Source organism: Streptomyces sp. NPDC096012 (genome assembly GCF_040426375.1).
In the GTDB taxonomy this organism is placed as follows: Bacteria; Actinomycetota; Actinomycetes; order Streptomycetales; family Streptomycetaceae; genus Streptomyces.
The window spans coordinates 24,790-37,139 of the sequence record NZ_JBEOTD010000057.1 but is presented as its reverse complement, the minus strand read 5'-3'; the positions used below and the strand labels follow the sequence as shown (position 1 = coordinate 37,139).

General features: G+C 72.1%; 12 protein-coding genes. 3 read left to right on the top strand and 9 right to left on the bottom strand.

Annotated elements, in window-relative coordinates; genetic code table 11:
* Nucleotides 1-247, top strand: a 247-nt coding sequence (locus ABVB68_RS34210) for a hypothetical protein (RefSeq protein WP_353605094.1), incomplete at its 5' end; no start/stop codon positions are given.
* A 151-nt stretch (nucleotides 248-398) separates the two neighbouring features.
* Here the strand turns inward: ABVB68_RS34210 and ABVB68_RS34205 are convergent.
* Complete coding sequence (locus tag ABVB68_RS34205) at nucleotides 399-1,406, bottom strand: stage II sporulation protein M (protein WP_353605093.1); 1,008 nt, start codon at nucleotides 1,404-1,406, stop codon at nucleotides 399-401.
* A gap of 143 nt (nucleotides 1,407-1,549) precedes the next feature.
* Here ABVB68_RS34205 and ABVB68_RS34200 point away from each other — a divergent pair, with 143 nt between their 5' ends.
* Nucleotides 1,550-2,482, top strand: coding sequence for an RDD family protein (locus ABVB68_RS34200; RefSeq protein ID WP_353605092.1), 933 nt, complete (start codon nucleotides 1,550-1,552; stop codon nucleotides 2,480-2,482).
* Here the strand turns inward: ABVB68_RS34200 and ABVB68_RS34195 are convergent.
* The 8 genes from ABVB68_RS34195 to ABVB68_RS34160 all read right to left on the bottom strand — a co-directional run bounded on the left by ABVB68_RS34195 (nucleotide 2,479) and on the right by ABVB68_RS34160 (nucleotide 11,242).
* Nucleotides 2,479-3,093 carry a hypothetical protein gene (locus ABVB68_RS34195; protein ID WP_353605091.1) on the bottom strand — a complete coding sequence of 205 codons (615 nt, stop codon included), beginning with the start codon at nucleotides 3,091-3,093 and terminating at the stop codon, nucleotides 2,479-2,481. The two genes, ABVB68_RS34200 and ABVB68_RS34195, sit on opposite strands and share 4 nt — an antisense overlap.
* Before the next feature lie 149 nt (nucleotides 3,094-3,242).
* Entirely contained in the window at nucleotides 3,243-4,700 is a 1,458-nt protein-coding gene (ahcY, locus tag ABVB68_RS34190) for an adenosylhomocysteinase (RefSeq protein ID WP_353605090.1), read from the bottom strand.
* 553 nt (nucleotides 4,701-5,253) lie between these two features.
* Entirely contained in the window at nucleotides 5,254-6,234 is a 981-nt protein-coding gene (locus tag ABVB68_RS34185) for a cation diffusion facilitator family transporter (protein WP_353605089.1), read from the bottom strand.
* Between the two features lie 148 nt (nucleotides 6,235-6,382).
* Nucleotides 6,383-7,534, bottom strand: a complete 1,152-nt coding sequence (manA, locus tag ABVB68_RS34180; protein ID WP_353605088.1) for a mannose-6-phosphate isomerase, class I — start codon at nucleotides 7,532-7,534, stop codon at nucleotides 6,383-6,385.
* Nucleotides 7,535-7,746: 212 nt separating this feature from the next.
* Nucleotides 7,747-8,874, bottom strand: a complete 1,128-nt coding sequence (locus ABVB68_RS34175) for an SIS domain-containing protein (RefSeq protein WP_353605087.1) — start codon at nucleotides 8,872-8,874, stop codon at nucleotides 7,747-7,749.
* Nucleotides 8,875-8,936: 62 nt separating this feature from the next.
* A complete protein-coding gene (locus ABVB68_RS34170; RefSeq protein WP_353605086.1) occupies nucleotides 8,937-9,107 on the bottom strand; it encodes a Trm112 family protein in 171 nt (56 codons plus the stop codon).
* A gap of 121 nt (nucleotides 9,108-9,228) precedes the next feature.
* A complete protein-coding gene (locus tag ABVB68_RS34165; RefSeq protein ID WP_353605085.1) occupies nucleotides 9,229-10,593 on the bottom strand; it encodes a phosphomannomutase/phosphoglucomutase in 1,365 nt (454 codons plus the stop codon).
* A 274-nt stretch (nucleotides 10,594-10,867) separates the two neighbouring features.
* Nucleotides 10,868-11,242 (bottom strand): DUF3499 domain-containing protein, encoded by a 375-nt coding sequence (locus ABVB68_RS34160; RefSeq protein WP_353605084.1) that lies wholly within the window; start codon nucleotides 11,240-11,242, stop codon nucleotides 10,868-10,870.
* Nucleotides 11,243-11,642: 400 nt separating this feature from the next.
* Between ABVB68_RS34160 and ABVB68_RS34155 the strand changes: the two genes are divergently transcribed.
* Complete coding sequence (locus ABVB68_RS34155) at nucleotides 11,643-12,029, top strand: metallopeptidase family protein (RefSeq protein WP_353605083.1); 387 nt, start codon at nucleotides 11,643-11,645, stop codon at nucleotides 12,027-12,029.
* Nucleotides 12,030-12,350: the final 321 nt, after the last annotated feature.

Sequence of the window (12,350 nt, the reverse complement as noted above, 5' to 3'; positions counted from 1 at the left end):
CACGCTGTTGAGTTCTCAAGGAACGGTCGCTTCCTTTGTACTCACCCTCTCGGGCTTTCCTCCGGGCTTCCCTTCGGTGTTTCCGACTCTATCAGATCTTTCCGATCCGATTTCCTCGGTGCTTTCCAGGTTCCCGCTTTCGCGTTTCCCTTTCCGGCGGTTCCGACTTTATCAGAAGTTCTTGGCCGGTCTGACCGGCCATTCATTTCCGAGTAATCGGGAGGATGCTTCTCCAGAAGGTCTGTGACGACTTCTCGGAAGCTCAGTAGAGTCTAGCGGCTGCCTCCGAACCTGTCCAGTTCTAGGCAACTGTTTGAATCTACCTCCCCGCGCCTTCTGTGTCAACAGCTCTTGCGGGGCGAAGAGGAGACTAGCAGCTCACAGGGGCCGGACGCACATCAGGCGGCAGTGGGCACGGAGGCGCTGCGCTCCGCCGCTTCCAGGTCGCCGGTCTCGCCGGCGCGCGCCGCGCGGCCGCCGAGTACGAAGACGTACGCAAGGAACGCCAGTTCCGCCACGACGCCTATGCCGATGCGTGCCCAGGTGGGCAGGCCCGACGGGGTGACGAAGCCTTCTATGGCGCCGGAGACGAACAGGACCAGGGCAAGGCCGATGGCCATGGCGATCGCCGACCGTCCCTCCTCCGCGAGGGCCGTGCGTCTGGTGCGCGGTCCGGGGTCTATCAGGGTCCAGCCCAGGCGCAGGCCCGTGCCGGCGGCGACGAACACCGCGGTCAGTTCGAGCAGGCCGTGCGGCAGGACGAGGCCGAGGAAGGTGTCGAGGCGGCCCGCCGAGGACATGAGGCCGAAGCCGACGGCCAGGTTGAGCATGTTCTCGAAGAGTATGAAGAGAACCGGCAGTCCCAGGAAGACGCCCAGGACCAGGCACATCGCGGCCGCCTGCGCGTTGTTCGTCCACACCTGGGCCGCGAAGGCGCTCGCCGGGTGGCTGGAGTAGTAGGTCTCGTACTCCCCGCCGGGGCGGGTCAGATCCCGCAGTTGGCTGGGGGCCGCGATGGACGACTGGACCTCCGGGTGCGTGCCGATCCACCAGCCCAGGAGGATCGCGACGGCGGTGGAGACGAGCGCGGTGGGAACCCACCAGTGGCGGGCGCGGTAGACGGCGGCCGGAAATCCCTGTCCGAGGAAGCGGGTCACGTCACGCCAGGAGGCGCGACGGGTACCGGTGACGGCACTGCGCGCGCGTGCCACGAGTTGGCTGAGCCGCCCCGTCAGCTGCGGGTCCGGAGCGCTCGACTGGATGAGGGAGAGGTGCGTGGCCGTGCGCTGGTAGAGGGCGACGAGTTCGTCGGCTTCCGCTCCGCCGAGACGGCGCCGGCGCCGGAGCAAGGCGTCGAGGCGGTCCCATTCGGCGCGGTGTACGGAGACGAAGACGTCCAGGTCCATCGGGTCTGCCTGCTCCTCGGCTGCTCGCCGGCTGCGTGTCGTGGATGCGCGGATCTGCTGTCAGCTTGTCGTACTGCGGCGCGATGCGCCCACAGCTTGGCAGACTTGCGGTTCACGGGGTTGACCAGGGAAGGACGGCAGGCGTGAGTGAGCTGGTGACCGGCGAGGCTGTGGCGCTCGAGCTGCGGCCCGCCAAGCTGCCCAGCAGGGCGTTGGCGGTGGCTCTCGACCTGGCGGTGGCCGTGGTCGCCTACCTCCTGGTGACCGCGGTGCTGCTGGCGACGACGTCCTCCCTGGACGACGCCGCGCAGGTGGCACTGTCCATCGCGGCGTTCCTGCTCGTGCTGGTCGGCGGGCCGATCGCGGTGGAGACCCTGAGCCATGGGCGCTCGCTGGGGAAGCTGGCGTTCGGGCTGCGGGTGGTGCGGGACGACGGTGGGCCGATCCGCTTCCGGCACGCGCTGGTGCGGGGCGCCGTCGGTGTCGTGGAGATCCTCATGACGTTCGGGGTCGTGGCCTGCATCGCCTCGCTGGTGTCGGCGCGCGGCCGGCGGCTCGGGGACGTCTTCGCGGGAACCCTGGTCGTGCGCGAGCGGATACCCGTGGGGCGGGCGGGATTCGTTCCGGCTCCGCCCCCGTGGCTCGCGGGCAGGTTCGCGGGGCTGGATCTGTCGGCGGTCCCGGACGGGCTGTGGCTCGCGGTCCGGCAGTACCTGAACCGGATGTGGCAGCTGGACCCGCAGGTCTCCCACGGCATGGCGCAGCGGCTCGCGGACGATCTGGCCGCGCGTACCGGGGCGCCGGTGCCCCAGGGGATTCCCGCGGCGGCGTTCCTGGCGGCCGTGATGCACGAGCGGCAGTCCCGTGACGCCAGGCAGGCGTTCGGTACCGGTGCTTTCGCCCCGCCGGCTGCCCACCCCGGTGCCCCGGCTTCGTACGGGCCTTCGGCGGGGGCCCGGCCGCAGAGTCCCGCCCGGCCCGGTCCGGCGCCGGGTTCCGTGCCGCTGCCTGCGGTGCCGCAGCGGAACGAGCCGCACGGCGACCGCCCGGCCACGGGGTTCGTCCCGCCGGCCTAGTCGAGCCGCGACGGTGGTGACCGGAGGTCTTCCAGCTCGATCCCGGGTGCGGCCAGGACGACGTCGCCGGCGATGTGGACGGTGTGCCGTTCGCCGGTGTCCAGGGCCGTGACCTGGTATTCGTCCACGGTCAGCGGGCCGTTGTCAGTGGCGTGTGCTTCGCTGTCCACCAGTGCCCAGGACTGGTCCACGGTGCGGGGGGCGAGTACCGGATCCGTGAACGCCACCAGACGCACACGGGTCGCGGCGGCGGAGGGGGTGAGGCGCAGCAGACGGGCGGTGGCGACAAGGAACGCGGGGGACGTGCCGGTGAAGGCGTGGGCGCGCACGGTGCCTTCGGTGGCATGGACTCCGGTGGGATCGGTGCGGACCCAGGTCACGCCGTCGAGGGCGGCGCCGCGCACCTGCCAGCCTCCCGCGTGCAGTTCGAGGCGGATGGGGCGGCCGAGATCGTCCAGGGCCAGGTCGACCGAGCCTCGGTGGTCGCCCGTCGGAGAGGTCAGCTGGGAGACGTAGCGCCAGCCGGACGGGCCGGGGGCGCACTGGAAGTGTTCTTCCGCGAGGGGGGTGTGATCGTGCGGATCGTGGAGCGAATAACGGCCGCGGGGCATGGGGGTCCTGGATCTTGACGGGCTGGTCGGGCCACAGCGGCCAAAGGGGCAGGCCCCCGGCACGGGGGTGCGGGGGCCTGCCTCGGAGGTACTGCCGCTGAGGAGTGCGCCGGTGCACCGGCGCACTCGCGGCGGCTGTGCCGGGCTGCTCAGTAGCGGTAGTGGTCCGGCTTGTACGGGCCCTCGACCTCGACGCCGATGTAAGCGGCCTGCTCCGGACGCAGCGTGGTGAGCTTCACGCCGAGCGCGTCCAGGTGGAGGCGGGCGACCTTCTCGTCGAGGTGCTTGGGCAGGGTGTAGACACCGGTCGGGTACGCGTCGGGCTTGGTGAACAGCTCGATCTGGGCCAGGGTCTGGTCCGCGAAGGAGTTGGACATCACGAACGACGGGTGGCCGGTGGCGTTGCCCAGGTTCAGCAGGCGGCCCTCCGACAGCACGATGATCACCTTGCCGTCGGGGAACTTCCAGGTGTGGACCTGCGGCTTGACCTCGTCCTTGACGATGCCCGGGATCTTGGCCAGGCCGGCCATGTCGATCTCGTTGTCGAAGTGGCCGATGTTGCCGACGATCGCCTGGTGCTTCATCTTGGCCATGTCGGAGGCCATGATGATGTCCTTGTTGCCGGTCGTGGTGATGAAGATGTCGGCGATCTCGACGACATCGTTCAGCGTGCTGACCTGGTAACCGTCCATCGCCGCCTGCAGCGCGCAGATCGGGTCGATCTCGGTGACGATCACGCGGGCGCCCTGGCCGCGCAGGGACTCGGCGCAGCCCTTGCCCACGTCGCCGTAGCCGCAGACGACGGCGGTCTTGCCGCCGATCAGGACGTCGGTGGCGCGGTTGATGCCGTCGATCAGGGAGTGGCGGCAGCCGTACTTGTTGTCGAACTTCGACTTGGTGACGGCGTCGTTGACGTTGATCGCCGGGAAGAGGAGGACGCCGTCGCGCTGCATCTCGTACAGGCGGTGGACGCCGGTGGTGGTCTCCTCGGTGACGCCGCGGATCTCGGAGGCCAGCTGGGTCCACTTCTGCGAGCCGTCCGTGATGGTGCGGTGCAGCAGCTGGAGGATGACGCGGTGCTCGTCGGACTCGGCGGTCTCCAGACCGGGGACCTTGCCGTCCTTCTCGTACTCGACGCCCTTGTGGACGAGGAGGGTGGCGTCACCGCCGTCGTCCAGGATCATGTTCGGGCCGCCGGTGGGGGTGTTCGGCCAGGTCAGCGCCTGCTCGGTGCACCACCAGTACTCCTCCAGGGTCTCGCCCTTCCAGGCGAAGACCGGGACGCCCTGCGGGTTGTCGGGCGTGCCGTTCGGGCCGACGGCGATGGCGGCGGCCGCGTGGTCCTGGGTGGAGAAGATGTTGCAGGAGGCCCAGCGGACCTCCGCGCCCAGGGCGACCAGGGTCTCGATGAGGACGGCGGTCTGCACCGTCATGTGCAGGGAGCCGGTGACGCGGGCGCCGGCCAGCGGCTGCGCCTCGGCGTACTCCTTGCGGATCGCCATCAGGCCGGGCATCTCGTGCTCGGCGAGGGTGATCTCCTTGCGGCCGAACTCGGCCAGGGAGAGGTCGGCGACCTTGAAGTCCTGTCGGTTGTCGACAGTCGTCATTGCGAGCTGCTCCTCGGGGTGTGGGTCGAGGTGGGTACGGCTGGTCTGCGCGGCGGCGGACACAGGGGTGCCCCAAGGAGGACACAGGCATGCCCGCGTGCGCGCAGCGCAGTCCGTCGGAGGCCCTCTCTCCCTCGGCCGATCCGTCGTGGGACCGCCCGACCGCCATCAGCAGCGACGTCTGGCTCCGTCCCAAGCTACACGCAGAATCCGCTCGTCCCCAGTCCGCCTCCGCGTGGTTCAAGCGGTACGGAAGGGGGTTTCGAGGTGGGGCGCGGGGGTGGTGAGGGGCGCCGCCGGTGGTGCGGAAACCGTGGGCACCGGGACGGGGCGGCCGCCGGCAGGCCCGTATGAGCTGGGATTTCGATCTGTTCGGGCCCGCGAACCGGTCGGGCTCGGCAGTGCGCGGCGGGTCCCCGGGTGCGGCGGCCCGCGCCCCGTGCCGAGCGTTCGTGGAGGGCCGCTGTTCCCCGTGGCGCGGACGGGCCGCTCGGACGGTGCCGCCGGTGCCGCCGGTGCCCTGGCGCGTGGTACGGAACCCGTGGTGCTCCGGTCAGTGACCGGTCGGGTGGGGGTTCGGGCCGCCCGGGGTCGCCTCCGGGTCCGGGCCCTTGGCGGCCTCGGCCTCGCTGTAGATGTCCGGCTCCAGGTAGATGACCCGGGCGATGGGGACGGCCGTGCGGATGCGGGTCTCGGCGGCGTCGATGGCCCTGGCCACCTCGCGGGCCGTGTCGTCGTGCCGCACCGCGATCTTGGCGGCGACCAGCAGCTCCTCCGGGCCCAGGTGCAGCGTGCGCATGTGGATGATCCCGGTGACCGTCTCGCCGTCGACGATCGCGGCCTCGATCTTCTTGACGTCCTCGGCGCCGGCGGCCTCGCCCAGCAGCAGTGACTTGGTCTCGGCGGCCAGGACGAGGGCGATGAGGACGAGGAGGACGCCGATGCAGACGGTGCCGATGCCGTCCCAGACACCGTCGCCGGTCAGCAGGGCGAGGCCGACTCCGCCGAGAGCGAGGGCCAGGCCGATGAGCGCGCCGAAGTCCTCCAGAAGGACCACCGGCAGCTCGGGGGCCTTGGCGCGGCGGATGAACTGCGACCAGGACAGCTTGCCGCGCAGCTCGTTCGACTCCTTGATGGCCGTGCGGAAGGAGAAGCCCTCGGCGATGATCGCGAAGACGAGGACGCCGACCGGCCAGTACCAGTGCTCCAGTTCGTGCGGGTGGCGGACCTTCTCGTAGCCCTCGTAGATGGCGAACATGCCGCCGACGGAGAAGAGGACGATCGAGACGAGGAAGGCGTAGATGTAGCGCTCGCGGCCGTAGCCGAAGGGGTGCTGCGGGGTGGCTTCGCGCTGGGCCTTCTTGCCGCCGACGAGCAGCAGGAACTGGTTGCCGGAGTCGGCGAGCGAGTGGACGCCCTCGGCGAGCATCGACGAGGAGCCGCTGAACGCGAACGCCACGAACTTCGACGCCGCGATCGCGAGGTTGGCGCCGAGTGCCGCCACGATCGCCCTGGTACCGCCTGACGCGCTCATGTTTTTCGCGTTGTCCCTTCGCCTCTGGCGACAGTCGCCCTCGTCCGCCACGCCGTCCTGGCGTGTACCCGGCTTTGCCCGGCCTTTGCCGGTGGGCCATTCTTGCAGCCCGGCCGGGCACCGGACCGTCAGGTGTCCACAACCCCGGTCATACGATCACGGTGGCGCGGAAGACGGTGCCCGCGCCCGAGATCTCCGCCTTCTCACCCGCCGGGACGAACACCGACCGGCCGGGGCCCAGTTCGTGTTCGCCGGCCCGTACGGCACCGGCCGTGCAGAGCAGGATCTGCGGGGTGTCACGGGTGACGTCGTGGGAGCCGCCGGCCTCCGGCAGGACGTACCGGGAGAGGCGGAACTCGTCGATCGGCGTCTCGTAGACCTCCTCGCCGTCCGGCGAGGCCTCGGGGCGCAGCACACCGGGGTCGCTCGCCTCGAAGCGGACGACGCGCAGGAGTTCGGGCACGTCGACGTGCTTCGGGGTCAGGCCGCAGCGCAGGACGTTGTCGGAGTTGGCCATGATCTCGACGCCGAGGCCGCTGAGGTAGGCGTGCGGGATGCCGGCGCCGAGGAACAGGGCCTCGCCGGGCTGCAGTCGGACGTGGTTGAGCAGCATGGCCGCGATGACACCGGGGTCGCCCGGGTAGTGGCGGGCGATGTCGGCGTAGGGGGCGTGGTCGCCGCCGAGCCGGGAGCAGGCGGCGGCGGCCTCGGCCACCGTGTGGGCCATGTCCTGCCGGTCGGCGCCGAGGATCGCGGTGAGGACCTCGCGCAGGGCCGCTTCCTCCGGGCGGTCGTTCAGCAGGTCGACGTACGGCTTGAGGGAGTCGACCCCCAGGCCCTCGAGCAGGTCGGCGGTCCGGGCCGGGTCGCGGAAGCCGCACAGGCCGTCGAACTCGGTGAGCGCGCAGATCAGTTCGGGCTTGTGGTTGGTGTCCCTGTAGTTGCGGTGCGGGGCGTCGACGGGGACGCCCCGCAGTTCCTCGTCGGCGTAACCCTCCTTGGCCTGCTCCAGGTTCGGGTGCACCTGGAGGGAGAGGGGCGCGCCGGCGGCGAGGATCTTGAGCAGGAACGGCAGGCGGGAGCCGAACCTGGCCACCGCGCGGGCGCCGAGTTCGCCTTCCGGGTCGGCGTCGATGACCTCGACGAGGGTGCCGCGCGCGCTGCGCGAGGGGGCGCCCGGGTGGGCGCCCATCCACATCTCCGCCTGGGGTTCACCGGTCGGCTCGACGCCGAGGAGGTGCGGGATGGCGGTGGTGGAACCCCAGGCGTAGGGGCGGATGCTGTTGTCGAGGCGGTCCATGTGTCTTCTTTGTCTCCGTACGTGCGCTGCTCGGCCTGCGCCGGGCCGGTCCCGGTGGCCGTGCCGGATCCTGCCCGGACCGGTGCCGGGGTGGTCCCGGTCGTCGTGCCGGATCCTGCCCGGACCGGTGCCGGGGTGGTCCCGGTCGTCGTGCCGGATCCTGCCCGGACCGGTGCCGGTCGCGGGCGGGCGTCGTCCGGCCCGGAGCAAGGTCAGGCCCTCGAAGCGAGCGCCAGGTAAACGGCGGCGAAATCCGTGACGGCGATCAGTTCCGCGAGGGTCTCCAGTTCGCCGCCCTCCTCCGGTTCGAGTTCGCTGACCGGTGTGTCGTGGCTGAGGGCCACGTCACGGGCGGCGGGGGCGGCGCTGAGGCCGCCGAGCGGGCGGTCGCGGAGCAGCACCACGCGCGCGTGCAGCGCGGGGGCCTCCTCCACGCGGTCGCGGAAGAAGTCGTCCGGGTCGGCGCTGGCGGCGAGCGGGCCGGCGAGCAGGGCGCTGTGCGCGGCGACCGCCTCGGGAAGTTCGGCGACGAGCGCGGGGCGGCCGGCGAGTTCGGCGAGGGCGGCGGCGAACCGGCGGCCCGCCGAGCCGGCCGAGACGCCCTCCGTCCACAACACGGGCAGCGCGTCGGCGAGTTCCGAGGCGAGGGTCTTGGCGGGGTTGCTGTAGGTCGCGATGGCCGGGCCGCAGCGCTCCGCGACGTGGTCCAGGCGGTCGGCGACCTTCTCCAGGGCGTCCGGCGGTGCGCCGAGCAGGCCGATGCGGTCCAGCAGCGCCAGCAGCGGGGTCAGCAGGGCCCAGAAGACGCCCGGGGAGGACGCGGCGAGCGGTTCCTCGTGGTCGTACGGTGCGGTCGCCATCGGTACGAACATGCCGTGCGCGCCCTCGACCGCCTCGGCGAGCGGGGTGTGGGCCGGAGCCACGGCGGCGACCGAGCAGCCGCGGCGGTAGGCCTGGTCGGCGAGGAGGGAGAGGCTGGGTTCGCTGCCGTCCGGGGTGGCGATCAGCAGCAGGTCGACGGAACCGGCCCAGCCGGGCAGTTCCCAGCGCAGGGCGCCCGCGGCCGGGGCCACACCGACGGGGGCCAGGCGGACGACCGGGCTGCCGGGGCCCGCCAGGGTGCCGAGGAGGTCGGCGGTGTGGGTGGCCGCGGCGCCGGGACCGGCGATCAGGACGGCGCGGGGGCGGCCGTCGGGCTTGAGGCCGCCGATTCCGGCCTCGGCGGCGTGCCGGGCGGCGGTACGGACGCGGGCGCCGGCCTCCGCCGCGCCGCGCAGCAGTCCTCGGCGGTCGGCCTCGGCTAGGGCTTCGGGGGTGTCGAGCAGCGATTCGTCCAGCATGGGGAGCGGCCTCTTCCGATCGCCGGGGTCCGGTGCGGGGGTGGGGCGCGAGGGGGCCCTCGTCACGCGGGGCGGCGGGCCTCGTCCACGAGCAGGACCGGGATGCCGTCGCGAACGGGGTAACCGAGGCCGCAGTCCTGACCGGTGCAGACCAGTTCGGTGTCCTGCTCCTTCAGGGGGGCGTGGCAGGCCGGGCAGGCGAGGATCTCCAGGAGACCGGCTTCGAGCGGCATGGGGTGTCCCTTCAAGGCGGGTAGGGCTCTGTGGATGTGCTGGTCAGCGTACCGCCGGTGGGCCCGCGCCGGGGGGCGCGGCCGGTACCGGCCGCCGCCCGGGTTTCCGGCCCGCCGGCCGTCAGGCGCGGATGATGGCGAGGGCCTCGTCCCTGATCCTGGCCATCGTGGGCTCGTCCTTCGCCTCGGCGTTCAGGCGGAGCAGCGGTTCGGTGTTGGAGGGGCGCACGTTGAACCACCAGTCGGCCGCGGCGACCGTGAGGCCGTCGAGGTCGTCGAGGGTGACGTCGGCGCGGCCCTCGTACGCGGTGCGGATCGCGGTGAGGCGGGCGCTCTGGTCGGCGACCGTGGAGTTGATCTCGCCGGAGCCCGTGTAGCGGTCGTACTGGGCGACGAGAGCGGAGAGGGGGCCCTCCTGGCCACCGAGGGCGGCCAGGACGTGGAGGGCGGCCAGCATGCCCGTGTCGGCGTTCCAGAAGTCCTTGAAGTAGTAGTGCGCGGAGTGCTCGCCGCCGAAGATCGCGCCGGTGCGGGCCATTTCGGCCTTGATGAAGGAGTGGCCGACGCGGGTGCGGGCCGGGGTCCCGCCGTTCTCCCGCACCACCTCGGGGACCGTGCGGGAGGTGATGAGGTTGTGGATGATCGTGCCCTTGCCGCCGTTGCGCGCCAGTTCCCGCGCGGCGACCAGGGCGGTGACCGCGGACGGGGAGACCGGGTCGCCGTGCTCGTCCACGACGAAGCAGCGGTCGGCGTCGCCGTCGAAGGCGATGCCGAGGTCGGCGCCCTCCGCCGGGACCCGCTTCTGCAGGTCCACGAGGTTGGCCGGGTCGAGCGGGTTGGCCTCGTGGTTCGGGAAGGTGCCGTCCAGTTCGAAGTACATCGGGACGAGGGTCAGGGGCAGGCCGGCGAAGACCGTGGGGACCGTGTGGCCGCCCATGCCGTTGCCCGCGTCGACGACGACCTTCAGGGGGCGGATGGAGGTGAGGTCGACGAGGGACCGCAGATGCGCCGCGTAGTCCTCCAACGTCTCACGCCCGGTGAGGGTTCCCGGCTCCGCGGCCGGCGCGGGAGCCTCCGACTCCAGCCACTTCTCGACCAGTTCGCGGATCTGCGCGAGGCCGGTGTCCTGTCCGACCGGGGCGGCGCCGGCGCGGCACAGCTTGATCCCGTTGTACTGGGCGGGGTTGTGGGAGGCCGTGAACATCGCGCCGGGCAGGTTCAGCGCGCCCGAGGCGTAGTAGAGCTGGTCCGTGGAGCACAGGCCGATCTCGGTGACGTCCACACCGCGGTCCGCCGCGCCGCGCGCGAAGGCGCGGGACAGACCGGGGGACGAGGGCCGCATGTCGTGACCGACGACGATCGCCGCCGCACCCGTCACCTCGGCGAAGGCCGCACCGAAGAGTCCGGCCAGTGACTCGTCCCACTGGTCCGGGACCACTCCGCGTACGTCGTACGCCTTCACGATCTGCGACAGATCAGCAGTCACGGCCAACCCTCCTGAAAGTTCCATGGGTGCCACAAACTACCCGGCGGAAGCTAGGGGGAGGTAAGGGACACCGGGTGGGCGCCCCTGGCAGCGCGGCCGTGACCGCGGGTGGGGCGGGATGAGGAGGCGGCGCGGGGGCTCGGTTGTCCGGCGAGCGCAGGACGCGGAGATGGCCGCGGGGTGGCTCGGTTGTCCGGGGAGGGCAGGAACGCGGGATGGCGCGGGAGCTCAGTTGTCCGGGGAACACAGGACGCGGAGATGGCCGCGGGGTGGCTCAGTTGTCCGGCGAGCGCAGGACGCGGAGATGGCCGCGGCGTGCGACCTCCATGGGGTCCGCCGTGCGGGACCCGCCGCCCGCCTCGGCCGTCCGCTGCTGGGGGCGGGCCGCTTCGCGCACGGCGTTGGCAAGCGCTTCCAGGTCGTCCCCGCTGGGCCGCGCCGGGGCGGAACCGTCGAGGAGGCGGACGACCTCCCAGCCGCGCGGGGCGGTGAGGCGCTCGGAGTGCTCGGCGCACAGGTCGTAGCAGTGGGGTTCCGCGTAGGTGGCGAGCGGGCCGAGGACCGCGGTCGAGTCGGCGTAGACGTACGTCAGCGTCGCGACGGCGGGTCGGCCGCAGGCGGTGCGCGAACAGCGACGTACAGGGCTCACGACGTTGGACGGTACCGCACTCTTGACCGGGCCGCGACGACTCTCCCCCAGGTCACTCCACCGTGTCGTCCTGTGAAGCGTCCCACACGCCCCCGCCGACAGGCCACTCTGACCTGCGCGGACGGGCACGTGCCCGGTTCGCGGGCCGACTGCATTCGGTCATGATTCGGCACAAACCATGTCAATAGCCTTGAGTTCGGCGGTCTTGGAGGGTTACGGGAACGAGCCAGACCTTGGCCGGAATGTTCAACCTGCGACAAGGGGCCGCCCGTGGCCGGTTGCCGCGTGGGGCCGGGCGGGCGGGGCGCACGGGGACTAGGCTTCACCGGTGATGGACAACCGTGTACCGCCCCGTGCCGCCGGCCCCGGGCCCCGTCGCCGTGATCGCCACGGGCGGGGCATGCGGGGGCCGATCGCACCGCCTCAGGTGCCGCTGGCGGCCAGCCGTGCCGAGGTGTTCGCGGATCTGGTGCAGGACTCCGTGGACCGTCTCGAGCGGCGGTGGCCGCAGCTGGCGGACATCGATTTCCTCGTGCTGGAGGTGCCTCGGCTGGACGGCCGGGGCGATCAGGCGGGCTGGGCGGACGACACCGTGCCGCTCGGCGGAATCATCCCCGCGCGTGACGGGCGGCGGGCCCGGGTGGTCGTGTACCGCCGGCCGGTGGAGATCCGCACCAAGGTGCGCGACGAGCGGGCCGCGCTGGTGCACGAGGTGGTCGTGGAGCAGGTGGCCGAGTTGCTGGGGCTGACTCCGGAGACGGTGGATCCGCGGTACGGGGAGGACTAGGCCGGCGGGGCGGCCGGTCGGTCCCCCGGGGTACGGGGGTTGATCAGGCCGCGGGACGACCGGTCGGTTGCCCGCGTGGCCCCCTGCGGTCCGGGGGGATGACCAGGCCGTGGGACGACCGGTCGGTCGTCCGCTGTCCGGGGAGGTCCAGGCCGCTGGGTGACTGGTCGGCCCCCGTGGCCCGCGCCGCCGGGCCGGACCGTGGCCCGGACCGCCGGGCCGCGCTGTGGCCGACCGGCCGGTCCAAGCCGCGGCCGGGCCCTGGGCCGTCGTGGCCCGGGCCGCGCTGTGGCCGATTGGCCGGTCCGAGGACCGGCCGGG

Bases quoted from the DNA above. Each gene is read 5' to 3' on its own strand.
- ABVB68_RS34205 (WP_353605093.1), bottom strand. From the start codon at position 1,406: ATGGACCTGGACGTCTTCGTCTCCGTACACCGCGCCGAATGGGACCGC.
- ABVB68_RS34195 (WP_353605091.1), bottom strand. From the start codon at position 3,093: ATGCCCCGCGGCCGTTATTCGCTCCACGATCCGCACGATCACACCCCC.
- ahcY (WP_353605090.1), bottom strand. From the start codon at position 4,700: ATGACGACTGTCGACAACCGACAGGACTTCAAGGTCGCCGACCTCTCC.
- ABVB68_RS34185 (WP_353605089.1), bottom strand. From the start codon at position 6,234: ATGAGCGCGTCAGGCGGTACCAGGGCGATCGTGGCGGCACTCGGCGCC.
- manA (WP_353605088.1), bottom strand. From the start codon at position 7,534: ATGGACCGCCTCGACAACAGCATCCGCCCCTACGCCTGGGGTTCCACC.
- ABVB68_RS34175 (WP_353605087.1), bottom strand. From the start codon at position 8,874: ATGCTGGACGAATCGCTGCTCGACACCCCCGAAGCCCTAGCCGAGGCC.
- ABVB68_RS34170 (WP_353605086.1), bottom strand. From the start codon at position 9,107: ATGCCGCTCGAAGCCGGTCTCCTGGAGATCCTCGCCTGCCCGGCCTGC.
- ABVB68_RS34155 (WP_353605083.1), top strand. From the start codon at position 11,643: ATGCGGGGGCCGATCGCACCGCCTCAGGTGCCGCTGGCGGCCAGCCGT.